This window comes from Nocardia sp. JCM 34519.1 (assembly GCF_020361265.1).
Classification (GTDB): Bacteria; Actinomycetota; Actinomycetes; order Mycobacteriales; family Mycobacteriaceae; genus Nocardia; species Nocardia arthritidis_A.
In genome coordinates, this window is record NZ_JAIRBR010000014.1 from 192738 (window position 1) to 217663 (window position 24926).

Below are 24926 nucleotides of genomic sequence, written 5' to 3' on the forward strand. Positions count from 1 at the left end.
CGTAACCGTATCCGACCCACCAGAATACTAAGGTAAGCCTTATCTAACATTCGAGATCGTAGCGCATGCACCGCACTGGTACCGCGCCTCCTGAGTTATTGCGCGACGGCCGTCACCGGATCGAGGAAGTCCGCGATCCGCGCCGACCAGCCCTCGGCGCACGCGTCGGCCCCCGCCGCATCGAGCACCGCCGAATTGATATCGAGCCGCGCCACCAGCGATGGTCCATCCGCACGCACCACCACCGCCGTGGAAATATCGATGGTGAACCGCAGTGGCAGCTCCGGATGCGCGGCAGCGCCGAATTCCTCGGCGAAATCGGCCATCGGCACCGGAGTCCAAGGGCCGGAACCGAATTCGAGCACGTCGAAGCGTCCGAGATGATTCAGCCGCAGTTGCCCGCGCGCGGCGGTCGTCCGGTCCGCCAGCGGTGGCCTGCCCGCGGCGGGCGTCCACCCCGTCAGCTCCGCGAGCGCGACGGTCACCGTCTCCTCCACGGTGAACCAGCCGACCTGCCTGCTGTCGTCGTCGGCGGCGCGCCCGTGCGATTCCCTGGTCACCGAGACCCGCCCGTCCTGATCTGCCGTCTCGGCGATCAGGGCCGCGCTGGCCACCAGCAGCAAATCCTCCAGCGGCACACCGGTTTCGGCGCACAGCCGCAGCAGTCGTCCGGTGCTTTCGGCACCGAGTTCGACAACCCGGGTCAGCACCGCGGCCATGCGATCCCGCGCCGGCTCGGTGAGCCGCCCGCGCAGCGGCACGCCGAGCACCGGTGGTGCGGTTGTGCACGGCTGCGGCGCTGTCTCGGAACGGGTTTCGTTGATCGGAGGCAGTCCGTCGGCCATCAGCCGCAGATCGTCGGCGAGGATCAGCCACGACACCACGTCCACCGCCAGATGGTGAATGGACAGCAGCAGCAACCGTTCCGGCGTGCCGTCCGCCGCGGTGCCGTCGAGCAGCGTCGCCGCGACCATGCGCCCGTCCTCGGGTGCGAGCCGCAGCACTGTTTCGGCGAGCAGTTCGCGCCTGCGCGCCGGATTCACCCCGGTGACCGCCGTCACCGCGGGCGGCGACGCTTCACCGACGATCAAGACCGGCGTGCCGTCCACCGCGCCGAGCCGGGAACGCAATGCCGGGTGCGCTTTCGCCAGCGCGGCAAGCCGATCCGCGACCAGTTCGGGCGTCGCGTCGGGCGGCAGTGTGATCACCTGGCTCTGCGCCAGATAGCGGAAGTCGCCGTGCGCGATGACCTCCTGCGCCAACTCGGTCAGCGGAATGATCGCACCTGCGGGCACCGCATCGGTCTCGTCCCGGTGCGGCCCGAGTCGATCGAGCCGCGCGGCGAGTTCGCGCAGATCCGCGGCGGCCAGCACATCCCGCGCGGCGATCCGATGACCCGCGCCGCGCAGCCGCGACACCAGATCGATGACGCCGATACTGTCCAGGCCGATCTCGACCAGGCTGTCCGACATGCCGATCCGCTGCTGTCGATGCGAATCGCCCATGGCGGCAATGAGTTCGAGCAGCATCCGCTCGGTATCCGAGGCCGGTGCGACGACCTCGCCGACCGGCCTTGCCAGCAATTCCGTCGCTCGGTGGGCATCGAGTTTGTCGTTGCGGTTCAACGGTATTTCGTCGACCAGCACGATTCGCGCCGGAATCAGGAACTGCGGCAGGCGATGCGCCAACTCGGTCCGGATATCCCCGATCGACACCGCGCCGACCACCAGCGCACCGAGCCGGGTCCGGCCGTTCTCGACGAAGGCCAGCGCCGCCGCCTGGCGCACACCCGCGAGTTCGCGCAGCACCGCCGCGGTCTCGTCGGGCTCGACGCGGTAGCCGTTGATCTTCACCTGGTTGTCGATCCGGCCCTCGTACACCACGGTCGATGCGGGCGTGCGACGCACCAGATCGCCGGTGCGGTAACGCCTTCCGCCCGGACCCGCGACAAAGGACGCGGCGGTGGCCGCGGCCCGGCCGAGATAGCCGAGCGCGAGTTGGGCGCCCGAGAGATACAGCTCGCCACGGCCACCCGGCGGCACCGGGCGCAGGCGGTGGTCGAGCACCTCGGCGGTCATCCCGTCGAACGGGCGTCCGATGGTCGGCGCCGGCTGCGCGTCGACCTCGGCCATGAACGCCTCGACCGTCGTCTCGGTCGGCCCGTAGAAATTGAGCACGCTGGTACTTGCCAGCCCGCGCAACCGATTCCAGGTATCCGGGCTGATCGCCTCACCGCCGAGCGCGAGCACCGCCAGCGGGCAGTATTCGCCCGCACCATCGGCTCCGTCTTCCGCCGCGCCCGCACGCTCGCGGAGTAGGCCGGCGGCGATCAACCGCTGCAACATCGACGGTGAGGTGTCGAACATATCGATCCGGTCCCGGTCGATCGCCGCGACGATCCGTTCGGCATCGGTGCGCGTCGCCTCGTCGAGCAGCACCACCGTATGGCCGCTGAGCAGCGCGATCGTCGGCTGCCATGCGGCGTCGAACCCGGTCGACCAACCGTGCCCGACCCGCAGCGGACGGCCGAGCCGCGCCGCGACCGGCTCGAATATCCTGCGCCGGTGGTTCGCCCAGTGATTGAGCAGCGCACCATGCGGCACCACAACGCCTTTCGGACGGCCGGTGGTGCCGGAGGTGAATACGACATAGAACGGGCCTGCCGCCGACGCACGCCCGGCGACATCGGCCGGACCCGTAACATCGGCCAGCGCTGCTCCTACCACGCGCAGACCACCCGACGCATCCGGAATCGCCTGCCGCACTTCGACACCCGCGGCACGCACCGCGTCGAGCGCCGGGGTCAGCTCCGGATCGGCGAGCACCACCCGCGCTCCGGAGGTCTCCAACAGATAGGCGAGCCGATCGACCGGAGTCGCCGGATCGACGTGTACGCAGACCGCACCGGCGTGCCCGATCGCGAAGGGGGCGTGCAGAACTCGCCGATCGCGCGGTAGGGCGACGGCGACCGCGGCCCCCGCGCCGAGCCCGAGTGCACGCAGGTTCTGCGCCAACGCCCGGACCGCAGCGGCGAATTCGCCGAAGCTCTGCTCACCCACGGTATCAACGACCGCGACCGCGCTCGGCGTACGTTCGGCCGCGGCGAGCAGCACGTCCGGGACGGTGCCCGAAGGGTGCCCCGCCACCAGCTCACCTGGTACCGCCCCCGAAACCCGTTGCACCGCAACATCCGACTCGAGCACAGGGGCTTCGTCATCGAGCAGAATGTCGACGTCGCACAGGTGGTCCGCCCGGATCAGTCCGCGTAGCACCGCCAGCATCCGGCGGGCCAGCCGATCGGGATCGAACCGGTCGACCAGATCGCGGCGCAGCTCGACCCGGCTGACCAATTCGCCGTCTTCTACGATCGGCACCATGGTGAGCGGATAGTGGCTCGGCGAGTCGATGCGCCGGGCGATCAACCGCGCGCCGCCGCCCATCGGCATCGCGCCGCTCATGCCGCCCACCGGCACGTTCTCGAAGACGAACAGGGTGTCGAAGAGCTGTCCGGTCCCGGCCTGCCTGGTGATCTCGGCCATCCCGAGGTACTCGTGCGCGCGCAGCCGGGCCATCTCGCGCTGCAGCTGCGCGGCCGCATCGGCCGGTGCCCGCTCATCCACCACGACCCGCACCGGAATGGTCGCGACCAACGCGCCGACCAACTGTTCGGCGCCGGGCAGCGTCGCGTCGCGGCCCGAGGTGGTCTGACCGAATACCACTTCGTCGCGGCCGACCAGACCGGACAGGATCCGGGCCCAGCTCAGCTGCAACAGGGTGTTCATGGTGAGGCCGCGGGCCCGCGCCCATGCGGTCACCTGGGCGGTCTCGGCCGTGCCGAATCTGGCCTCACCCACCACCGGCAGGTCCGGATCGGCGGGCGGCACCAGCATCGGCATGGGTTCCAGTCCGGCCAGCGCGGCGCCCCAGACCCGGCGCGACTCGTCGGTGTCCTTCGCGGCCAGCCAAGCCGCATGGTCGCGCAGCGGCGGCGGTGCGGGCAGGGTTTTGCCCTGGTGTAGTGCGATCAGGTCGGCGAACATGATCGGGATGGACCAGCCGTCCAGCACGAGATGGTGTGCGGTGCAGATCAATTCGTAGTCGAGCTCGGCGACCCGGGCGAGCGTCACCCGGAACAGCGGACCCTTGTCCAGATCGAGCCGTCTGCGGCCCTCCCCGGCGTAGGCATTCCGGGCCGCGGCGACCGGGTCGTCGGTCTGGCGCAGATCGGTTTCGCGCCAGTCGATGCGGCCCGCCGAGGTGATCACCAGCACCGGATGCGGCAGACCGTCGCTCACCACGTGGGCACCGAGCTGCGGATAGCGTTGCAGCAGTTGGTCGAACGCCCGGCGCAGGCCCGCCGGATCGGTCAGATTCTCCACCCGCACCGAGAAGGTCACCAGGTACGGATCGATGCCGCGGGTCGTCGTGCTCACCGTGTACAGCCCGCGCTGCAGCGGCGACAGCGCGATGACGTCGAGCAGTTCGACGCTCATTCGGCGGCGAGCCGGCTGCCGAGCGCGCGCAGTGCGGCCGCGTCCAGTCCCGAGGCACTCATCGGCGCATTACCGGCCCGCACCGCCGCGGGTGCGGGTGCGGCTGCCGCGCGGTCGATTTCGGCGGCGAGGTCGTGCAGCACCGGGAAGCCGAACACCATCGGCACCTCGACGACGTAGCCGCGCTCACCCAGCAGGGTCACCAACCGCAGGGCCGCGATGCTGTCGCCGCCGAGCGAGAAAAAGGTGTCGGCGCGCCCGATTTCCTCGTCCTCGTCGAATTCCAGGATCTCCCTGATGGTTTCGACGAGCAACCGCTCGGTTTCGGTGGCAGGCGGCCCGCCCTGTCCGGGAAGCCCGGGAAATTCCGCCTGGGGCGCCGGGAAGAGGGTGAACCCTTGGGCGGCCGGATCCGGGAGCACCGCATCGAGATTCGCGGCCCAGGTGCGGCACCGGGTGACGAACTGCCGGACGAACTCGTCGACCGCGGGCGAACCTGCCAGCGCTGCGGGAAAATCAATGCGCACCCGAGCGCCCTCGGCGTCGACGGCGACATCGAAGACGAGGTCGGCGCCGACCGGACGGGCGTTGCGGCGCAACAGTTCCCGCACGGTCCACCCGTGCGGCGCATCGACCGCAGAGCCCTGATGTACCCGCAGCGAGACGGCGAACAGCGAGCGCCGCGCCCCGCCGCCGATCAGATGGGTGAGCCGTTCGATGCGGGTGCGCGCATGCGCCCGCGCCTCGGCGGTGCGCTCGGCCGCCGCGGCGATGATCGCCCGCGGTGTCCGTCCACCCTGCGCGTCCATGCGCAGCACCAGATAGTTGGCGAAGTTGCCGAGCACCGCGTCCGCCCCGGGCGCCGAGCGGAACGGGTCGACCAGCCCGACCGGGATATCCCGCCCCAGACCGGCTTCCGCCAGCGTCGTCGTCACCAGCGCGGCGAATACCGCGGCGCTGTCCGCGCCCGGATGGGCGCCGACCAGCGCGGCGAGGGTATCCGGATCGACCCGCAGCACCCGTTGCACGTCACCGGTGGACCGCACCGATACCGGTGCGGTGGGCAGCTCGGCGAGCCGATCGCGCCAGTAGGCCAGATCCGGATCGTCGGCCGCCATATCCCGCAGCTGGGCCGGGACGAATTCCCGATACTGCGCCGAATTGCCCTGCGCGGCACCGGAATACGCCGCCAGCATGGCACGCACCAGCAGCTCCAGTCCCTGATCGTCGGCGGCGACCGGATGCACCGCGATGGACAGCACGCCATGCTCGGGCAGTTCGTAATACCGTGCCCGCACCGGAGTCTCGCGCGCCGGTTCGAATCGATATGCCGCGTCGTCGAGCAACCGCGCATCCAGTTCCGCCGGATCGATCCGACCCGCGAGCTCCAGCACCCGATCGGCCTCCGGCAATACCCGCTGATACGGAATTCGGCGGTCCGCCGGGTAGACCGTGCGCAGGATCTCGTACCACGCGAGCACCTCGGCGAATGCCCTTGCCAGTTCGGTCACCTGAACCGGACCGGAGATCTCCAGCGCGACAAAGAGATTGACGGCCGGCGTGCCGTGCAACCGTTCCGGCAGCAGTGCCGCCTGCTGCGCAGGCGAGAGCGGGGTGCCGCGCTCGGCCGCGGCCGGTGCGAATGTGTCTGACATTGCGGTCCTTTCGAGCTGGATCGGGCGAGCGCTACCCGGCGGCGGCCAGCGCGGGCTCGAGCTTGTCGAGCAGGTACGGCACCGACAGCGCGGTCGGCGAATTGATGGCGCTGATGGTCATCACGTCGACGGCGGCGAAGCTGCCCGCACGCACCGACGGCAGTTCGGCATAGCCGGGCAACTGGGTGAGTTTCTCCGCGAGGCCCGGCATCGCGCCGCAGACCAGCAGGTTCGCATCCAGATCGGCCAACCGCTCCGGCGAGAGCGCCAACCTGCCGCCGAGCGGCGCCTCCTTGGCGATGTGCTCCGGAATGCGCAGCCCGAGCCGGTTGAAGAGTTCGGCGGAGCCGTCCTTGGGATCGGCGAGCACCATGAGCTGCGTCGGCGCGGTGAGCATGCAGGTGAGGAAGGTCTTACCGGACAGTCCCGGATGACGTTGCGCCGCACCGGAAATACGGTCCCGCACGCCCGCGATGACCTTGTCCGCGTCGGCGCGCTTACCGAATACCGTGCCGAGCGCGGTCACCTCGTCGCTCCAGTTGTCGATCTGGGCGCCTGGCGTCACCGGGCCGATTGTCGGGGCGAGCCTGGACAGTTTCTCGTACATGGTCTTGTCCACCTGGTACCCGGGCACCAGGATCAGATCGGGTTCGAGCGCGGCGATCTGTTCGACGATGTCGCCGTTGAGGTTCAGCGCGGTGGACCGCTTCAGCGCCGCCGGCTCCCACGGCGCGGTGCCACCGGTGACGCCCATGGTGTTGTCGAGGTAGCCGACCGGTTGCACGCCGAGCGACTGGACCGCGTCGAGCCACTGGTTTCCAAGCGCGACAACCCGTTTCGGGCTGCCATCGATCTTGGTCTCACCGAAGGAGTGCTTGATGGTCACCGCGGCGGCGCCATCGGCCTTGCCGGTGTCGGCACCGCCGCCACAGGCCACCGCGCCGACGGAAATACCGAGCGCGACCACGGTCGACCCGATGCGGGTCAGCAACCCGTATCCGGATCGCCTGCGCCGGGCCATCGTTCGCGGGCCCACTTCCACTCTGCGTCTCCTTCGTCGAATCCCGGCTACAGCCAGCCCATAGCAAGGTTAGGCTAACCTATCATTTGCTGCCAGCACCAGCCAACCCTCGGCATCCCAGTGCGCATGATCGTCGGTGCGGAACAGCCTGGCGCCCGGGACGAACGGATCCGCGACGAACCGATCGGCCGCGGACGCGTCCCGGTATCCGGAAACCAGCGCCGCGCCACCCACATACACCGCGCCCGGCACTCCCGGCGGCACCGGCTGCGACGACTCGTCCAACACGAGCACCTTCGCGCCCGGCACCGGGCGCACCCGCCGGGAGCCGGGCGCGGGTCCGCGCGCGACAACCCCCGCGTACCCGGCCACGCGGTAGCTGAAAGTCTTTCTTGCCGAATCATTTTCGACTACCTCCGGATCGATCACCAGGGTTGCGCCGTCGGCGAGCGCGGCCAGCAGTTCGACACAGCAGCGCACGCTCCGCAGCGGCGCATCGGTCGAACGCACCGCAACCCGGCCGAGCGCGGGATCGGTGCGCGGGCGGCTGTCGGCCAGCACCGCACGCCGGTCCGCCACGGCCGCGGCGAGTGCCGCGCCGTCGAGCACGATCGTCGCCCCGTCCACACCGGGCAGCACGAGCTGTTCGCCGCGCCGGGCGGTCGCGTCGAGCGCCGCGGCCAACCCGCCGAGCGCCCCGGGCGGTCCAGCGAAGAACTCTCCGTATGTCGTCTCCGTAGTCCCGCAGCGCATCGCGACGCGGTCTGCCGGAAAGGTCCGGCCGCGCCCGAGGAGGGCGGAAAGCGTTGGCACATCGGATAGTTCGACACCGGTGGCCCACTCCTGCACCACCCGCCGCCGCACCTCGTCGCTCAGCTCCGGTGCGCGCACCACCCGGCTCGCCTCGGCCGTGCGCGCCTCCAGTAGCGCCGCCAGACCCGCGACGCTCGGGGTGTCGAAGAGCACCCGCACGTCGAGCCCGATGCCGAATGCGTCACGGATCCACGCCAGCAGCCGATGTGCGAGCAGCGAATGCCCGCCCAGTTCGAAGAACGAGTCCTCGGCGCCGACCCGCGCAAGCCCGAGCAACCGTCCGAACTCTTCGGCGAGCCGAATCTCGTTGGCGGAAACCGGTTCCCGATAGGGTCGGCGCGCAGTGCGAACCGCGACGGGCAGCGCGGACCGGTCGAGTTTGCCGTTGGCGGTGCGCGGAATCGCCGCCAGCACCGTGTACGCCGCGGGCCGCAGATATCCGGGCAACACGGTATCGGCATGTGCCCGCACCGATTCCAGCTCGATGGCCGCGCCGGGCACGGGAACGACGTATGCCGCGAGCATGGTGCCGATCGCGGCGTCGGTCGCGGCGATCACCACGCACTGCGCCACCGCGGGATGGCCGGCGATGGCGGCCTCCACCTCGCCGAGTTCCACCCGGTGCCCGCGCACCTTCACCTGTGCATCCGCCCGGCCGACGAATTCCAGCACCCCGTCGGGGCCGCGCCGCGCCAGATCACCGGTGCGATAGAGCCGCTGCCCTGGCAGGTACGGATCGGCGACGAAGCGGGCCGCGGTCCGGCCGGGCCGGTTCAGGTAGCCACGGGCCAATTGATTTCCACCCAAATAGATTTCGCCGACAACGCCGTGCGGCACCGGCTGCAGCCGCGCGTCGAGCAGGTGAGCGTACACATTCCGATTCGGCCTGCCGATCGGCACGATCCCGGTGCCCTGCGGGCCGTCGACGGTGAAATGCGTTGCCGAGACCACCGCCTCCGTCGGGCCGTAGTGGTTGCGCAATTCGGCGTCGAATACACCGGCGAACCGATCGGCCACCTCACCGAGCAGCGCCTCGCCGCCGACCGGAACATGGCGCAGCGCCCGCCATTCGCTCACCTCGGGCAGCAGCAGCAAGGTACTCAGCGTCGATGGCACCAGGTGCAGCACCGTGACGCCGTATCGGGCGATCAGCTCCGCGATGTACGGAATGTCGTTGAACGCATCGGGTTTCGGAATGACCAGGCGCGCGCCGACGGTCAGCGTCACGAAAATGTCCAGCAGCGACGCGTCGAAACCCACCGGCGCCGACTGCAACAGCCGATCCGCGGGTCCGATACCCCATTCGGCCGCGAAACCGGTGAGGTGTTCGGTCAGCGCGGCATGGGAAACCGGTACGCCCTTGGGTTTTCCGGTCGACCCGGAGGTGTGGACCAGGTAGGCCAGATTGTCCGGACGCAGCGGGCGCACCCGCTCGGCATCGGTCGGCGCGTGCCAGGGCAGCACGGCCGCCGCCTGCTCGGCGGCTGCGAGATCGGCCGCGTCGAGCAGCAGTCGGCACGCCACCCCGGCGCCGGTCCCCGCCGGGTCGACGGGCAGATACGCGGCACCCGCCGCGAGCACGCCCAGCACCGCGACCACGAATTCCACCGAGGTCCCCAGCCGCAACGCGACGATATCCTCCGCACCGATGCCCTGGCGAATCAGCCAGTGCGCCAACCGATTCGCACGCTGATGCAGTGCCGCGTAGGTCAGCTCCAGGTCGGGTGCACCGGCACGACCGGGCGCGACGACGGCCACCGCATCGGGTGTCGCGGCCACCCGGCGGCCGAACAGTTCGACGACCGTGCCCGGCGTGGTCGGCACCACCGGGCCGCGCGAGAGCGCGAGCAGTTCGGCCCGCTCATCCGGCTCGAACAGCTCCAACGCGCCGAGTGGGCGGGCCGGATCGGCGAGTGCGCATCGCAGCAGGGTCAACCAGTGCCGCAGCAACTGCTCGACCAATTCGGCGGACAGCACATCGTTGCGGTATTCGGCTTCCAGCCGCACCGCCGACCCGTCGAGCACCGCGGTCGCCGACAGCGGCAGTTGAGCCGCATGGCCGCCGAATTCGACGGCAGCACAGTTGATTCCATCGAATTCGAAGCCGCGCGCACCCTCCCGCGCACCGAAGCCGATCTGCACCAGCTCGGCCAGGCCGTCGCGACCGGCGCTGCGGTCCGGATTGAGTTCGCGCACCACCCGGTCGATGCCGACACCCTGGTTCGCGAAGGCCGCCGCGCAGTGCGACTCGACCGCGACAACAACGTCGGCGAACCGGTCGCCGGGCCGCGGTGTCGCGCGCAGCAGCAGCGTATCGCCGAAGTAGCCGATCATCGATACGCTCGCCGGATCCCGGTCCGTCACCGGCACCGCGACCAGGAAATCGGTTGCGGCGGTGTACCGGTGGACGATCGCCTGATAACTGGCGAACAGCACCGCGAATGCCGAAACCTGGTACGCGGTGGCGAATGCGGACACCTGACCGACCAGGTCGGCGGGCACCGCTACGGTGCACCGCTCGCTCCGCCGGGCACCACTGGTGGACTGGCGAGCGGCAGAGCCGACCGGTGGCGGGTAAACACCGGTCGGACGACCCGGCAGCTCCAGCGCGCCCGGCAGCGGCCGCAGCGTGTCCCGCCAGAACCCGAGCGCCGATTCGTCCGCCCGGTCGTCACAGACCGCAATATCGACGAATTGCGTGGTGAGCGTGGGTAATTCGGTGCCGTGGTAGGCCGCGTTCACCTCCGAGCGGAAGATGTCCCACGAGTCATCGTCCCAGCAGATGGTGTGCGCGATCAGTACGAAAACGAATTCGGTCGCGCCGGTCCGGATCAGCGTAGTCCGCAGCGGCGCCTCATCGGCCAGATCGAACGCTCTGCCGAGCGCCCGGTGAATCAGCACCCGCACCCTGCGGTCCCGGCCGAGTTCGGTCGCCGTCGACACGTCGTATTCGCGCCACCACCCGGGCAGTTCGTCGCGAACGAGTTGCACCGGCTCGCCATCGGGGCCGCAGCCATATGTGGTGCGCAGAATGTCGTGCCTGGCCACCACGGTTTCGACCGCACGACGCAGCCGGGCCGGATCGAGTGCGCCGGTCAGCCGGAAGGCGAGACAGGTGTTGAGGGTGGTGTCATCGGGGTCCCTGGTCTGCACGAACCAGGCCCTGCGCTGCGCCGCGGACAGCGGACGCGCGAAAGTCACCGCTTGTCTGGCTGTTTCGATGGTCGACATATTCCTTCGGCCTCTGGTCGGACGATGCTGCCACGGCCGTTCACTCCGGCGTGTCGGTGAGATAACCTCCGCCACTGAAGAATTCGGCACCCAGTTGTTCGACGCCATCGGGGGTGCGCACGCGTTTGATCAAGAGCCCCTTGTTATTTCCGCGATGGGCGTCGGGCCCGCACACCACGACACCGCCGCCCTCCTGCACGATCACTCGCCCTGGCGTGCCGCCGTAACCGGCCTCGGAGATCTCGGCGTGCAGGATTTCGACCTTCGCGCCGCGGTAGAAGCTGAACGCGCGCGGATATGGTTCGGACAGCGCGCGCACGAACCGCTCCAAGTCGACCGCCGTTGTGCGCCAATCGATTCGACTGTCGCGCTCGCTGCGCTTGTGGAAGTAGGTCCGCTGCGACTTGTCCTGTGGGCGCCACACCGCCGTGCCGGATTCCAGTGCGTCGAGCGCCTCGCGGATCGCGCCGGGAATCAATTCCATTCCGGCGAGCACCAATTCGGTGCCGGTCGCCTTCGGGCCGATCGGCAGCCGATGCTGCACCAGGATATCGCCGGTGTCCAGCTGCTCATCCATCCGGTGCACGGTGAGGCCGAATTCGGTTGCGCCGCTGATCAGCGCCCATAGCACCGGGGAGAAACCGGTGAAGCGCGGCAGCAGCGAGTCGTGCAGGTTCAGCGTGCCGTGCGGGGGCAGGTTGTACAGCTCGGGCGGCATCCAGGTATACCAGCTGTTCACCACGATGACGTCCGGCTCGGCCCGCTTGACCAGGTCGATGGTCTCGGCGTCGGCCCGCTCGGTCAGATGCACCGGGATGCCGTGCGCCCTGGCCAGTTCCTCGACCGAATCCGACCAGATCGCCTTGTACGACTGCGCACTGGCCGGGTGGGTGACCGCGAGCACCACCTCATGCCCCGAATCGAGCAGCGCCTGCAGGGTTTTGCGCCCCCAGGTCTGGAAGCCGAACGACACGATGCGCATATGAACCGAACCTCACCTTCGCCGAGCGCGCTATAATGAGGACAGCCTAACCTAAATAACTGCCCGATTCGCGTCGGCATACGACACTGTGGCGGAGCGCACGGGCGACGAACCGAGCACCCGATCCGAGAGTTCGCCCAGACAACTGAGATTCGGGAAGCCGGGTCCCTGCGCCAGCCCGGCCAGATTCGGCAGATAGAGCTTCGCCGCCAGACCGGAGACGGCCAGATCGTGTCCGATCGCCGTCTCGATCCGCGCCTGGCTGATCGGACCGCCGACGGCGAGCTCGAGCAGATCCGCGGCGTCGGCGTCGAACAGCTCCAGAAACCACAGCGGCTGGCCGCCGGTCGCGTCGACCACCAGATCGAAGGCGAGCACCTGATCCGGGCGCAGCTCGTTGCGCAGCGTCAGTGCCACCGTTTCACCTTGATCGACCACCCGAACCACCCGGCCCTGTAGGTGATGCACCCGGCTGTCGCCGACCAGATTCTCCTGCACCCGCACCGAGAACACACCACGGTCGGTGCGGCGCACCACATCTCGGCGCTCCGCCAGGCTCAGCGCCCGCCACTTCGCCGGATCGCTGTAGAGCGAGTTCTCGAAATAGCTCTCACCGCGGGTGTAGAGGGTGGCCGCGGGCGAGATCGCCGAGACCGTCAGCACGTCGTGCCGGACCAGCTCGTCCAGTGCGGAACCCGCGGTCTCGCCGCCGCCGATGACCGCGGCTCGCGAGGAGGCGGGCAGCCTGCGCTTACCTGCGAGATTCCAGAATTCCGCGATGCTCAGCATTTTCGGATGGTCGGCGAATGCGCGATCACTGCGCCCGGGACCGGTGATCATCAACCGATCCGCGGCCAGTTCGGTGACCGCGCCACCCGCCTCGGTCACCGAGACCAGCCAGCCCTCCCCCGCGGGCGAAATCCGCTCCACCGTGCCGAAAACCACCTCGACCTCGGATTTGCGCGCCACCCACTGCAGATATTTGGCCCAGACGTGATGGTGCGGGCTCGGGCGGCCGCGATCCACCCACTCCGCGTAAGTGCCCCGCTCCACCAGGAACGCGGTCCAACCGAACGCGACCATCGCCTCGTTGATCGCGCGATTATGACCGCGCGCCCAGGTCGAGTGGTAGGGGAAGCCGACATCCTTCTCCGGATTGGTCCCCAACCGGTGCCTGCCGTCGGTCCAGCCGCCGCTCGGCAGCCAATTCCCGCCCACCGCATGGGATTCCACGATCACCACATGTGGCGCGGGCAGCCCGAGCGAGCGCAACACATGCGCCTTGGCCGCGACGGCCATCGCCTTCGGTCCGCCGCCGACCACCAGAAGCCTGTCCACGGATACTCCCAACTCTGTGATTCCAGCCACCTGTCAGCTATTCGCGAGCGCGCTCAGCTGCGCGATCGGACTCGGGCCGAAACGACGGACCCCATATTTGCATAGGCTTACCTTATATTCCAGAGCGGCATCGTATCGCGCTGTCGCGCGCGACGGCGACGAACGGGCCACCGACATCCCCAAAACGATTGGATCACCATGATTACCAGCAAGAATCGCGCGGCGGCCGCCGCGATCGCAGTGACCGCCGCCGCCTTGCTCGGCCCCGCAGGCGCGGCTTTGACCGCCGCACCGGCCGTCGCGGCACCGAGCGCGTACCTAGCCGCGGCACCGAGCGCAGGCGAACTGCAGGCAAAGCTCCAACTCGCACTGAATCGCGGTGCGGCGCGGGCCGATCGGGCCGCCGAGTTGGAGGTCGGCGAGGCCGGACTGCCGATCATCGACCAGGTCGCCGCCATCATCGATACGCTGCCGGGCTACCAGTGGTCCATTGTCGGCCCGGTCGGCACCGAGGGCGACCGCACCACCGCGCAGCTGAAGACGGTCGCGCCGGGCTATCCGGAGATGCCACTGGTCGAGCTGTCCTGGCGGCAGGTAGACGGCAAATGGAAGCTGAGCCGTGAATCACTGTGCAAGATCGCCGGATTCGCGGGCCTGCCCTGCAACGTCTGAACCGCGACCTACGCCGATGGTCCGCGCCCGTCGCGGACCATCGGCCTTTTCGCTCTAGTTAGGTTAGGCTTAGCATCATGGGAAGAGGATTCGAAGGCCTGATGCTGAAGGCGTGGCGGGCCGATGACTACCGGCTCACCGTCACCTCCACCGAGTTGATCACCGATAAATTCATTCGGCTCGGCTTCGATACGGGAGGTCTGCTCGCCGACCACCCGGTGCATCCCACCCAGTGGGTGCGGCTCTGGATCCCCAACGGCGACAAGGAACACCAGCGCGGCTACACCCTGGTGGACCCGGATCCCGAAAACGACCGCTGCTGGATCGAATTCGCACTGCATCACGGGCCCGCCGCGCAGTGGGCGAGCAATGCCGCGGTCGGCGATCAGATCGACGCCTCCGTGCTCGGCTCCGATTTCACCCTGCCCGAGGTAACCCCCCGCGAATACCTGCTTTTCGGCGACACCGCCTCTCTGCCCGCCATCAACTCGCTACTCGACGCGATCGGCGACACCCCCGCCCGGGTCTGGCTGGAATGGCAGCACGAATCCGACACCACACTGCCGGTCCGCAACAAGCCGCACCACGAGGTGACCTGGCTGCAGCGGCTGGACAGCGGACGGCTGATGCGCGAGCAGGCACAGGAAATCGATTGCCCCGCAGACGCTTACGCCTGGATCGCGTGCTGCGGCCAGACCACTCGCGCGATCAGCAAGACCTTCCGCACGGTGCACGGCCTGCCCAAAACCGCCGTCAAAGCCCGGGCCTACTGGAAGTAGGCCCGGGCTCCGGGTCGCGCTACACCGCGGCCAAGCGCCAACCGGCCGCGCGCGACCGCTCGTTCCAGAACGCCGCGTAGCGGCCATCGCGCGCCAAAAGCTCGTCGTGCGTGCCGCGTTCGACGATCCGCCCGCCATCGACGAACAGGATCTGGTCGGCGTGCGCGATCGTCGACAGCCGATGCGCCACCACGATCACCGTTTTATCCCTGGTCAATTCGTGCACGCCACGCACGACGACGGCCTCGCTGTGTGGATCCAGCGCGCTGGTCGCCTCGTCCAGCAGCACGATCGGCGCATCCTTCAGCAGCGCCCGGGCGATCGAAACCCGTTGCCGCTCACCGCCGGACAATGCCGCACCGCCCTCGCCGACGGGTGTGTCGAAACCGTCGGGCAGCCGCTCGACTATCTCGTCGACCCTGGCCGCCACGGCCGCGCGCCGCACCTCGTCGTCGGTGGCATCCGGCCTGCCGATCCGAATATTCTCCGCGACAGAGCGATTGAACAGATAGACGTTCTGGAACACCAGCGAGAGCTGATTCAGCAGCGTCTCCGACGGCTGTTCCCGCACATCGTGCCCGCCGACCAGCACCCGGCCGCCGGTGACATCGTGGAAGCGCGCCGCCAGCCGCAGCAGTGTCGTCTTACCGGCGCCGCTCGGCCCGACGATGGCGGTGGTGCTGCCCGCGGGCACGGTGAACGACAACCCGGCGAGCACCGGCTTATCCGGCTGGTAGCCGAAAGTCACGTCGTCGAAGACGATTTCGGGTTCGCCCGGTGTCACCTGCTTCGTCACCTCCGGCAGCACCGGCTCGGCGAGCAGCCCGGTGATGCGGTCCGCGGCGGCCGCGGCGGTCCGTAGCGCGGTGCCCAATTGCGCCGCCTGATTGAGCGGTTCGATGAAACGCGAACTCACCGCGATCAGCGCGATGGCCGCGGCGGCCGAAATGGCGCCACCGGTGGTCCGGCCCACTGCTATATAGACGAGCACCAGGAAGACCGCCTGCACGAACAGCGCGAAGACGATCAGGCCGGGCACCGATGCGAACAGCAGCCGCCTGCTCGCCGAACGCTGTTCGGCCAGTGCGCTTTCCAGTGCCCGGTTACCCGCGCCCACCGCACCGCAGGCCCGCAGTACCGGCTGTGCCTGCGCGAATTCCACCACCCGCGAATCGGCCTCGGCCGCCGCGTCGTGCAGCCGGGCATCGGCCCGCGAATACGACCGGTTGGCGAGGCCGTTCACCAGATACAGCACCGGCGCGGCCAACAGCATGGCCAGCGCGATACGCCAGTCGATGAACAGCATGCCGACCGCGACCCCGAGCGGAACCAGCACGGCGGTAACCACTTTGGCGAGCAGATAGGCCACCAGGCCCTGCAGCTCGCGCACGTTCTCCCCGATGATCCGCGAAATCGGCCCGGCCGCACGGGATTCGAACCAGCCGAGCGGCAGCGCGTTCAGCTGATCGCCGAGCCGGGTCTGTAGTCCGTGCTGCATCCCGACACCGATCCGGAGCCCGAGTGCCGCCTGCTGATAGCCGAATACGAGGACGGCCGCGACCGCGACCGCCATACCGAGCGTCCAGGCCCAGGCGCGGCCGAGATCGCCGTCGAACAGCGCCTCCAACACCGGCACCAGCAACAGATAAGCGACGGCCTGGCTGAGCGCCTGCGCCACGATGACGGCGAACAATTTCGGTGTCAGCCCGGCGAATTCGGCTGGAACCAGCCCGAGTACCTTGCGAATCATGCCCGCGCCCCTTCCACGAGGGCCAATGCCGCCTCGTTGATCTCGAACAGTCGCTGATAGGTGCCGCCCGCATCGCGCAGGCTCGCGTGGTCGCCCTGCGCCACCAGGGTTCCGTTCTCCAGCACCAGGATTCGGTCGACGCCGGTGATGGTGTGCAGCCGGTGCGCGATCACCAGCACGGTCCGCCCGGCCACCAGTTCGGCGAGCGCGTCCTGCACCGCCGCCTCGGATTCCGGGTCGGCGAAGGCCGTCGCCTCGTCCAGCACCAGCACCGGGGTGTCGGCGAGCAGCGCACGGGCGATCGAAAGCCGTTGCGCCTCACCGCCGGACAGCGTGGCATCCACCCCGATCTCGGAGTCGTAGCCGCGCGGCAGCGTCATGATCCGGTCGTGGATCTGCGCGGCGCGGGCGGCCCGCTCCAGTGCCGCATCGTCGGCATCCGGCCGGGCCAGCCGCAGATTGTCCCGAATCGAACCGCGGATCAGCCGGACGTCCTGGAAGACGAATCCCACCGTGCGATACAGCTCTTCGCTCGGGAGATCGCGAATATCGCGGCCGCCGATGGTGATTCGGCCAGCGCCCACGTCGTAGAACCGCGGCAGTAGTTTGGCCAGTGTCGATTTCCCGGAGCCGCTCGGGCCGACCAGCGCGGTAATGGTGCCGGGACGGAGTTCGAGATCGACGCCGCGCAGCACGTCGTGGCCGTCACGGTAGCCGAAGCTGACACCCTCGAATCGAACGACGCCGGAATCCGTTGCGGCGCTGTCCGATAACTCTCCGGGGTCCGATGACTCTCCGGGGGCCAGCTCGGCCGTCTGCCGCAACTCGTACAGCCGGACCGCGGCCACCCCCGCGGCCCGCAAAGCTTGTGCGCCGTAACCCAATCCGAGCAGCGAACTGCCCAGGCCGAGGCCCACCAGCAGGAACGGCAGCACATCGAGTGGCCCGAGCCAATCCAGCCCGACCGCCGACAATCCCGCAACCACCACGATCAACATCACGAATACCGGCATCACCACGACGTCGGAGGCCGACTGCACCCCGACGATCGGCAGCTTCAACCGCCGCAGGGCCCGCGACTGCCCATCCACCGATTCCTGAAAAGCGCTGTGCGCCTTGCCCGCCTGACCGAAGGCGCGCACCACCTGGATGCCGTCGACGAATTCGATGGCCACCTCCTGGGTGCGCCGCTCCCATCGGGTGTACACGGCGAACCGGTCCCGTCCCGACTGATCCATCATCCGGTTGTACAGCACGGCGTAGGCGATCAGCGGAATCAGCAGCACCAGCGTGAGCCGCCAGTCTACGGTGAGCAGGTATACCAGCGTTACCAGCGGCACCGTCAACGCGCCGACGAAGTCCAAGCGCGCGTGCGCCACCAGATAGTGCAGCGCCGCGACGTCGTCCTGCAGATACTTCTTCACCTCGCCGGAGGTGCGTTCGCCGAACCAGCCCAGCGGCACCCTGGTCAGCTTGGCCGCGAGCAACCTGCGCACCGTCAGCTGATATCCGGCGTCCACCAGGTGCGACCAGGTGAGCGCGGCGGCCTGTAGCAGCGCACGCACCGCGAGCACCAGCACGGCGACGCCGAGCAGCCACCACACCCGGCTGGTGTCCACCGGGGTCGCCAACAGTTCCCGGCAGGCCGCGACGATCAGCACGAACGGCACCACCGAACACACCGACGCCACCGCGACCAGCAGGCTCGCCATCGTCAGCGTCCGGCGCACCGGAGCCAGAATCTCCTTGCGCGCCAAAGCCTCCCGTTGCTTACGCGCTTTCGCCTCCGCTCGCGGCGGACGGTTGCCCGTCTCCGCGTCGGGCGGCGGCGCGACCGCTACCGTCATCCGTCCTCGCCTCTCGACCGTGGTACCGCCATAACCCGGTCGCACCAGCTGGCGACCGCTTTCATAGGTTAGGCTAACTTATATTCCGACCGAGCGGGATGTCAGCAACTAGCGCATAACGGGCAATACAGACCTTTCGGTACGCCCGGTGGCCGCCTCGATGAACTCGACCGGATCGGCGACCGCGACCAGGATCTCGCCGGTCAGCCGCAGTGCGGCGGCGGGTGGCGGCGGTCCGCCGACGGCCGCGACCAGATCGAGCAGATGCACCGTCGCCTCCATTACCGCGATCTCGTACATCGCACCGAGCGTCGCGGTGCCGAGGTACGGGCGCTCGAGCACGGCCTCGGGCGGCAACTCCCGCAGCAGCGCCCAACCCGCGGGACCGTCCTCGGCGAATCGCCGCACCAGCACGGCGGTTTCGAGACCGGCGGCCGCGTCGCGCGCATCCTCGGCGATGACATCCGCGCCAGTGTGCGCCAACCCGCCGGGACGGTTGAAGAAGCGCAGGATCTCCGCGCCGCTGGAGAATGCGGCGGGCCGGTCCACCACCGCGGTTCGGGACGGGATCAGGTACGACGGGGTCGGTGCGGTGTGCGCGAACAACTCTCGGACGGTCCAGCCGGGCAATCTGGTCGGCGTCGCCCATTGCGCCCGGGTGAGCACGGCGCCGCGCTCACCCCACGAGAACCAAAGTTCTTGCAGCAATTCGTGTTCCATGAGCCCTCCCGTCGCGCGAACGCCGTCGCATTCAGCGTATGTCGCGACCCGGTACCGGTAGAACTGATTAAAACATTCCATGGTCGGAAGCTCGGGCTTTACGCCGGTTCCGGAAACCGAAACGCGACCGGTCAAACTTTCCGCAACAGGGGTCAACTATTAACCGCGCCGAATCCTTTGCGGCGCACTGCGATAACTGACGAGACTCCTGCATATCACCGTTCCGACGAAATACCGAAGGTTGGTTGAACGGTCGACCATGGGTGCCCGAAAACGGCGCGGCACAAGTAATTTCGATCGAACCAGAATGATGCGGCGGCCGGACCGCACCGTCGCCGATAACACAATAGGAGCTTACCGATGTTGGTGACAAAGACCATTTTCTCATTCACCGATTGCCGTACCGACCCCGGCGAACTCACGCCGGCACAAGCGCATCGAGCGATGCAGGTGCACCTCGCCTGCAGCGTAGAGCTGTGCAAAGTGCGCCGCCGCGCCCGGCAGACGCTCGTCGAGGCGCGACTGATGGTGTTGGACGAGCGCGCCGAACCGTAAGCGCGGAATCAGGCGCCGCGCTCGGATGTTTTCGAGATCATGACCGCAACGGAATCCGATCGATCCGCATCCGTCGTCGACCCGAATACCGAATATGGCGCGCGGGTGACCGAACGCCTCGCCCGCGAGACCGTCATCTGGCTGACCACCGTCGGCGCATCCGGAACCCCACAGCCGAACCCGGTGTGGTTCCAATGGCGCGACGAGGAATTCCTGTTGTTCAGCGAGCCGAATCAGGCCAAGCTGCGCAACCTCACCCGCAACCCGCGCGTCGCACTGAATCTGAACACCGCCGCCAGCGGCAACGATGTCGCCGTGCTCACCGGTACCGCCAGGATCGACCCGAACGGCGCGACACCCGACGAGATCGAGGCCTTCACAACCAAATACCGCAAAGGCATGACTTCCATCTCGCTGACACCCGAGCAGTTCTACGCGAAGTACTCGACGGTCGTCCGAATCACGCCCGACCGTCTGCGCGGCTTCTGACCAGGTGCCCTAGGGTCTATCCCGATGAGACGCAGGCAGCAGCCGCCGCTACCCAAGCGGCACGGATTGGACCCGGCCCGCCTCCGGCTCCCGGAGGACGGGCACTGGGCGACCATCCGCGACCACCTGGTCGAGCGCCTGCCGCGGGTTCCGTCCGCCCGGATCGATGAGCTGCTGCGCGAGGGCGGCATCGTCGACCTGAACGGCCCCGTCGGACCCGACGCACCCTATGTTCCCGGTGGCGCCGTCTGGTTCCACCGGGATCTGCCGGTGGAACAGGTGGTGCCGTTCGACATCACCGTCGTATACCGTGACGCCGCGCTGCTCGTGGTGGACAAGCCGCATTTCCTCGCCACCATCCCGCGCGGTCAGCACATTCTGCAGACCGCGCTGGTCCGCCTGCGCCGCGAACTCGACCTGCCCGATCTGGTGCCCGCGCACCGGCTGGACCGGGTGACCGCGGGACTGGTGCTGTTCGTCATCGATCCGGCGCTGCGCGGGGCCTATCAGACAATGTTCCAGAAGCGCCGGGTGCGTAAAGAATACGAGGCCATCGCGCCCTTCGATCCGGAGCTGACGCTGCCGCGCACGGTGCGCAGCCGGATCATCAAGGAGAAGCAGGTGCTGGCCGCCCAGGAGGTGCCGGGCGAACCCAATGCCGAAACCGAGATCGAACTGCTCGAACATCGCGACGGGCTGGGCCGCTACCGGCTGCGCCCGCACACCGGCCGGACGCATCAGCTTCGGCTGCATATGAACGGTCTCGGCATTCCGATCCTCGGCGACGACTTCTACCCCGTCGTCACCGACAAGCCGGTGGACGACTACACCCGGCCGCTGCAATTGCTCGCGTCGACGCTGGAATTCACCGATCCGGTGACCCGTGAGCCGCGGCGCTTCGAAACCACCCGCACCTTGCGGGCGTGGACGGACCTCGCCGGTTGGTCGGGCGACGCATGAGTCCCGCCGGTCATCCGTAGACTGGCCGGGTGCTCGTCCAGGACTCCCGTCGCAAGGTGCACGCGTACATCGATGTCGCGGTGGTCGTCGTCGTGCTCGCGGGCACGAATCTGATCGCCCATTTCACCACCGCATGGGCCAGCATCCTCAGCGTGCCGATCGCGGCAGTCGTACTGCTCGCGCTGGTGCGCAGGCGCGGGTTGGGCTGGGCCGAGCTCGGACTCTCACCGCGACACTGGCGGCGCGGTTCGCTGTACGCGGTGGCCGCGGTCGCGGTGGTGCTCGCGGCGGTGGCCATCGGCGCCGCGCTGCCGGTGACCCGCCCGTTCTTCCTGGCCAACCGCTATGCCACCATCTCCGGCGCATTGATCGCCTCGATGATCGTCATCCCGCTGCAGACCGTGATTCCGGAGGAACTCGCCTTCCGCGGCGTGCTGCACGGAACACTGGACCGGGTGTACGGCGCGCGGGGCGTATTCGCGGCGGGCTCAATGCTTTTCGGGCTGTGGCACGTCGCGTCCTCACTGGGGCTGACCAGCGGGAACCGCGGTCTCAGCGGATTTCTCGGCGGCGGAGTCGCCGGCCAGATCCTGGGCATCCTGCTCGCCGTCGCGGCCACCGCGGGCGCCGGCGTCGTCTTCACCTGGCTGCGCCGTCGCAGCGGCAGCCTGCTCGCGCCGATCGCGCTGCACTGGTCCGTCAACGGCGCGGGCGCCCTGGCCGCCGCCATCGTCTGGCACACCACGCTGTCCTGAGGCGTAGATTTTCTGGATGCCACTCGGACATCTAGGGATCAACGTCTCCGATCTCGTTGCGGCCCAGTCATATTACGACGATCTGATGCCGCTGCTCGCTTATGAGCCGCTGCTGCGGACGCAGGACCAATTCGCCTACCGCCCCGCCGACGGCAAGGTCGGCACCTATCTCTTCTTCTATCCGGCCGAGACGCCCGGCTACTCCCGCACCCGGCCGGGCCTGCAGCACCTGGCCTTCATGGTGCCGACCAGGGCCGCGGTCGACCGCGTGCACGACTGGGCGAGCGCCCGCGGCGCCGAAATCCTGCACGCACCACAGGAGTTCCCGCAGTATCCGCCGCCGTACTACGCGACCTTCTGGCTCGGCCCGGACGACATCATGCTCGAGGCGGTCTGCCACAAGGACGCCTGAATTACACATTTGTCTCACACACACGTCTTGTACGAATGTTCAAGACGGGTGTACGGTCGGTGGCATCGCACGGAAGGAACCCCGATGACCAACCTCACCACCGGCATCCGCTCCAGCTTCGCGGTCGACGGACGGCGACTCTCCTACCTCGACTTCGCGGATGCGGGGCGGCCGCTGCTCGCCCTGCACGGGCACATGTCGGAGGGCGCGAGCTTCGCCGAGCTGGCGGCCGCGCTCGCGCCGGGCTGGCGGCTGATCGCGCTCGACCAACGCGGACACGGATATTCCGATCGCGCCGCGGAGTACTCGCGGGACGGCTACCTCGCCGACCTCCTCGCGCTGCTCGACCACCTCGAGCTGAAAGAAGTTGTGGTCCTCGGCCATTCACTCGGCGCCATCAACGGCTACCAACTCGCGGCCCGGTATCCGGAGCGGGTCAGCGCGCTCATCGACGTGGACAGCCCGGTCGCGCTCGGCCTCGACGGCTCGAACCCGCTGCAATTCCTGGCGACGCTGCCATACGAGGGTGCGACCCGCGCGGACCTCATCGCGCGAATGGGCCCGTTCGCAGCGCATTTCGGCGCGCTCATCCGGGAGCGGGCCGACGGCACCTGGGCGCTGCCCTTCCACCCGCTGGACATAGTGGAGTCGGAGCACAATGCGCACGGCGACCACTGGGCCGACTGGCTGGCAACGGATTGCCCGGCGCTGCTGATCCGGGGCACGCGCGGCGCCGTCCCCGCCGGTCAAGCCGAGCAAATGGTGACGCGGCGGCCCAACACCCGGCTCGCCGAGCTCGACACCGATCACTTCGTCTACGCCAGCGAACCCGCGGGTTTCGCCGACGCCGTCAACGGCTTCCTCGCCGAACTCTGAAAACCGGTTCCACGGATCACAACCGTGTCCCATGGCCCGGCGGCGACCGATCGGCAACACTGGCCTGATGCGCGTCGGAATCCGCTTAGGTCTGATCCTCGCGGTGCTGTTGCTGCTGTTGCCACCCGCGGCCGGATCGGCGGAACCGGATCTCGATCGGGCGGCCGTCGACAGGTTCGTCGCGGACTATATGGCGCGCACCCGGTTACCCGGGGCCGCCATCGCGATCACGCACGGCGCGCGGGTGCTGTACGTCAAGGGTTACGGCCACGATTCCACGGGCGCCGCGATCACCGCCGATACTCCGATGCCGATCGCCTCGGTCAGTAAATCCTTTGCCGCGCTGGCCATCATGCAGTTGGTCGACGCGGGCAAGGTGGATCTGGACGCACCCGTCCAGCGCTACCTCGCCGATTTCCGGCTCGCCGACCCGCGCGGGTCGCGAATTACCGTGCGCGAGTTGCTGAATCAGCGATCCGGCATGTCCGACACCGCATTTCCCGACCTGCGCTGGCCCCAGGCGCACAACCTGGCCGAGGCCGTGAGCCGGTTACACGAGGCCCGGCTCGCCGACGACCCCGGCGCCGCATTCCATTACCACAACCCCAATTACCAGGTGGTGGCCCGCATCGTAGAGGTCGTCGGCGGTATGCCGTACGCCGACTACCTCCGCGATCACCTGTTCACCCCGCTCGGCATGCGCGCCACCAGCACCGTCGACACCGCGCGCGACGCGAAAAATATTGCGCACGGCTATGTCCGGGCCTACGGCATACCGATCCCGGTACCCGAACCGGACTGGTTCGTCGGCGGCAGCCACGGCATGATCACCACCGCATCCGATCTCGCGCCATGGCTCATCGCGCAGAACAACGGCGGTGTGACCGCCGACGGCCGCAGGCTCGTCTCCACCGCCGCAATCGACCTGATGCACAAGCCCGTTGGCCGCGACGAGTACGGAATGGGTTGGCGGCGCAAACAATCCGGCGGCCCCGAACAGATCTTCCACACCGGCGACTGGTTCACCTACACCGCCGAACAACTGCTGCTCCCCGAATCCGGTTACGGCATAACGGTACTCGCCGATACCGGGCTGGCGCTGCAAGACGATCCGCCGCTGATCTCGGACGGTTTGGTCGCCATCATCCAGGGCCACGCACCGGATGTGCGCAGACCTTGGGGCATCTACGCGGACTGGCTGCTCGCCGCTGCGACGGTCGGCGTGCTGGCGTTCGGCATCGGCTGCGTCTTCCGGGCCCGGCGTTGGGCGGATCGCCAAAACGGCAGGCCCCCTTGGCTCGTCGCATTGCGACTCGCGCCGTTTCTGCTGCCGCCGGTGATCCTGCTGCTCCTGCCCGATCTGTCGGGGCTGGTGTTCGCGGGACGCTCGGGGACCTTCGTGCAGGTGATGTACGTTTGGCCGGCTCTGGTCGTGTTGCTCGGCGTGGCAACCCTTTCCGGACTCACCGTGTTGATCGCGCGAGGTATTCGATTGTGGCTGCGGAAAAATCGCGCTGCACTGTCCGATAAGGTCGGCTATTCACCAGTGAGGATATCCGATAATTCGGAGTAGATACT

18 protein-coding genes are annotated in these 24926 nt (G+C 68.3%); 9 read left to right on the forward strand and 9 right to left on the reverse strand.

What is annotated here, in order from left to right:
• Window positions 1-95: 95 nt before the first annotated feature.
• From LGY53_RS29430 to LGY53_RS29455, 6 genes are read right to left on the reverse strand one after another with little or no spacing between them, the layout of a single operon-like run.
• The gene (locus tag LGY53_RS29430; protein ID WP_225729944.1) at window positions 96-4493 is read right to left on the reverse strand and encodes an AMP-binding protein; all 4398 of its coding nucleotides are present in this window, start codon (window positions 4491-4493) and stop codon (window positions 96-98) included.
• A complete protein-coding gene (locus tag LGY53_RS29435) occupies window positions 4490-6148 on the reverse strand; it encodes a condensation domain-containing protein (RefSeq protein WP_225729945.1) in 1659 nt (552 codons plus the stop codon). Before LGY53_RS29435 ends, LGY53_RS29430 begins: the two co-directional genes overlap by 4 nt.
• A 31-nt stretch (window positions 6149-6179) precedes the next feature.
• A complete protein-coding gene (locus tag LGY53_RS29440) occupies window positions 6180-7190 on the reverse strand; it encodes an ABC transporter substrate-binding protein (RefSeq protein WP_225729946.1) in 1011 nt (336 codons plus the stop codon).
• A 48-nt stretch (window positions 7191-7238) separates the two neighbouring features.
• Window positions 7239-11213 (reverse strand): non-ribosomal peptide synthetase, encoded by a 3975-nt coding sequence (locus tag LGY53_RS29445; protein ID WP_225729947.1) that lies wholly within the window; start codon window positions 11211-11213, stop codon window positions 7239-7241.
• A 40-nt stretch (window positions 11214-11253) separates the two neighbouring features.
• Entirely contained in the window at window positions 11254-12195 is a 942-nt protein-coding gene (locus tag LGY53_RS29450) for a methionyl-tRNA formyltransferase (RefSeq protein ID WP_225729948.1), read from the reverse strand.
• Window positions 12196-12246: 51 nt separating this feature from the next.
• On the reverse strand, window positions 12247-13533 hold the full coding sequence (locus tag LGY53_RS29455) for a SidA/IucD/PvdA family monooxygenase (protein ID WP_225729949.1): 1287 nt from the start codon (window positions 13531-13533) through the stop codon (window positions 12247-12249).
• A 198-nt stretch (window positions 13534-13731) separates the two neighbouring features.
• Here LGY53_RS29455 and LGY53_RS29460 point away from each other — a divergent pair, with 198 nt between their 5' ends.
• Both LGY53_RS29460 and LGY53_RS29465 read left to right on the forward strand, forming a co-directional pair.
• Window positions 13732-14205, forward strand: coding sequence for a hypothetical protein (locus LGY53_RS29460; RefSeq protein ID WP_225729950.1), 474 nt, complete (start codon window positions 13732-13734; stop codon window positions 14203-14205).
• A 77-nt stretch (window positions 14206-14282) separates the two neighbouring features.
• Window positions 14283-14984, forward strand: coding sequence for a siderophore-interacting protein (locus tag LGY53_RS29465; RefSeq protein WP_225729951.1), 702 nt, complete (start codon window positions 14283-14285; stop codon window positions 14982-14984).
• Between the two features lie 19 nt (window positions 14985-15003).
• Here LGY53_RS29465 and LGY53_RS29470 read toward each other — a convergent pair whose 3' ends face one another.
• The 3 genes from LGY53_RS29470 to LGY53_RS29480 form a co-directional block, all read right to left on the reverse strand.
• Window positions 15004-16734, reverse strand: a complete 1731-nt coding sequence (locus LGY53_RS29470) for an ABC transporter ATP-binding protein (protein ID WP_225729952.1) — start codon at window positions 16732-16734, stop codon at window positions 15004-15006.
• Window positions 16731-18581, reverse strand: a complete 1851-nt coding sequence (locus LGY53_RS29475; protein WP_225729953.1) for an ABC transporter ATP-binding protein — start codon at window positions 18579-18581, stop codon at window positions 16731-16733. Before LGY53_RS29475 ends, LGY53_RS29470 begins: the two co-directional genes overlap by 4 nt.
• 108 nt (window positions 18582-18689) lie before the next feature.
• Window positions 18690-19301: a maleylpyruvate isomerase N-terminal domain-containing protein gene (locus LGY53_RS29480; protein ID WP_225729954.1), complete on the reverse strand. Its 612-nt coding sequence runs from the start codon at window positions 19299-19301 to the stop codon at window positions 18690-18692.
• A 360-nt stretch (window positions 19302-19661) separates the two neighbouring features.
• On the opposite strand from LGY53_RS29480, the gene LGY53_RS29485 reads away from it, so the two are divergent.
• From LGY53_RS29485 to LGY53_RS29515, 7 genes are all read left to right on the forward strand, one after another.
• Window positions 19662-19856 carry a hypothetical protein gene (locus tag LGY53_RS29485; protein WP_225729955.1) on the forward strand — a complete coding sequence of 65 codons (195 nt, stop codon included), beginning with the start codon at window positions 19662-19664 and terminating at the stop codon, window positions 19854-19856.
• Between the two features lie 39 nt (window positions 19857-19895).
• Window positions 19896-20345: a TIGR03667 family PPOX class F420-dependent oxidoreductase gene (locus LGY53_RS29490; protein WP_225729956.1), complete on the forward strand. Its 450-nt coding sequence runs from the start codon at window positions 19896-19898 to the stop codon at window positions 20343-20345.
• A gap of 24 nt (window positions 20346-20369) precedes the next feature.
• A complete protein-coding gene (locus LGY53_RS29495; RefSeq protein WP_225729957.1) occupies window positions 20370-21305 on the forward strand; it encodes an RluA family pseudouridine synthase in 936 nt (311 codons plus the stop codon).
• Between the two features lie 29 nt (window positions 21306-21334).
• Window positions 21335-22060 carry a CPBP family intramembrane glutamic endopeptidase gene (locus LGY53_RS29500; RefSeq protein ID WP_167472081.1) on the forward strand — a complete coding sequence of 242 codons (726 nt, stop codon included), beginning with the start codon at window positions 21335-21337 and terminating at the stop codon, window positions 22058-22060.
• Window positions 22061-22076: 16 nt separating this feature from the next.
• Window positions 22077-22472, forward strand: a complete 396-nt coding sequence (locus LGY53_RS29505; protein ID WP_225729958.1) for a VOC family protein — start codon at window positions 22077-22079, stop codon at window positions 22470-22472.
• An 84-nt stretch (window positions 22473-22556) separates the two neighbouring features.
• Window positions 22557-23348, forward strand: a complete 792-nt coding sequence (locus tag LGY53_RS29510) for an alpha/beta fold hydrolase (protein ID WP_225729959.1) — start codon at window positions 22557-22559, stop codon at window positions 23346-23348.
• A gap of 67 nt (window positions 23349-23415) precedes the next feature.
• Window positions 23416-24921 (forward strand): serine hydrolase, encoded by a 1506-nt coding sequence (locus LGY53_RS29515; protein ID WP_225729960.1) that lies wholly within the window; start codon window positions 23416-23418, stop codon window positions 24919-24921.
• Window positions 24922-24926: the final 5 nt, after the last annotated feature.

Bases quoted from the DNA above. Each gene is read 5' to 3' on its own strand.
- LGY53_RS29430 (WP_225729944.1), bottom strand. From the start codon at position 4,493: ATGAGCGTCGAACTGCTCGACGTCATCGCGCTGTCGCCGCTGCAGCGC.
- LGY53_RS29435 (WP_225729945.1), bottom strand. From the start codon at position 6,148: ATGTCAGACACATTCGCACCGGCCGCGGCCGAGCGCGGCACCCCGCTC.
- LGY53_RS29445 (WP_225729947.1), bottom strand. From the start codon at position 11,213: ATGTCGACCATCGAAACAGCCAGACAAGCGGTGACTTTCGCGCGTCCG.
- LGY53_RS29450 (WP_225729948.1), bottom strand. From the start codon at position 12,195: ATGCGCATCGTGTCGTTCGGCTTCCAGACCTGGGGGCGCAAAACCCTG.
- LGY53_RS29460 (WP_225729950.1), top strand. From the start codon at position 13,732: ATGATTACCAGCAAGAATCGCGCGGCGGCCGCCGCGATCGCAGTGACC.
- LGY53_RS29465 (WP_225729951.1), top strand. From the start codon at position 14,283: ATGGGAAGAGGATTCGAAGGCCTGATGCTGAAGGCGTGGCGGGCCGAT.
- LGY53_RS29470 (WP_225729952.1), bottom strand. From the start codon at position 16,734: ATGATTCGCAAGGTACTCGGGCTGGTTCCAGCCGAATTCGCCGGGCTG.
- LGY53_RS29475 (WP_225729953.1), bottom strand. From the start codon at position 18,581: ATGACGGTAGCGGTCGCGCCGCCGCCCGACGCGGAGACGGGCAACCGT.
- LGY53_RS29480 (WP_225729954.1), bottom strand. From the start codon at position 19,301: ATGGAACACGAATTGCTGCAAGAACTTTGGTTCTCGTGGGGTGAGCGC.
- LGY53_RS29485 (WP_225729955.1), top strand. From the start codon at position 19,662: ATGTTGGTGACAAAGACCATTTTCTCATTCACCGATTGCCGTACCGAC.
- LGY53_RS29490 (WP_225729956.1), top strand. From the start codon at position 19,896: ATGACCGCAACGGAATCCGATCGATCCGCATCCGTCGTCGACCCGAAT.
- LGY53_RS29495 (WP_225729957.1), top strand. From the start codon at position 20,370: ATGAGACGCAGGCAGCAGCCGCCGCTACCCAAGCGGCACGGATTGGAC.
- LGY53_RS29505 (WP_225729958.1), top strand. From the start codon at position 22,077: ATGCCACTCGGACATCTAGGGATCAACGTCTCCGATCTCGTTGCGGCC.
- LGY53_RS29510 (WP_225729959.1), top strand. From the start codon at position 22,557: ATGACCAACCTCACCACCGGCATCCGCTCCAGCTTCGCGGTCGACGGA.
- LGY53_RS29515 (WP_225729960.1), top strand. From the start codon at position 23,416: ATGCGCGTCGGAATCCGCTTAGGTCTGATCCTCGCGGTGCTGTTGCTG.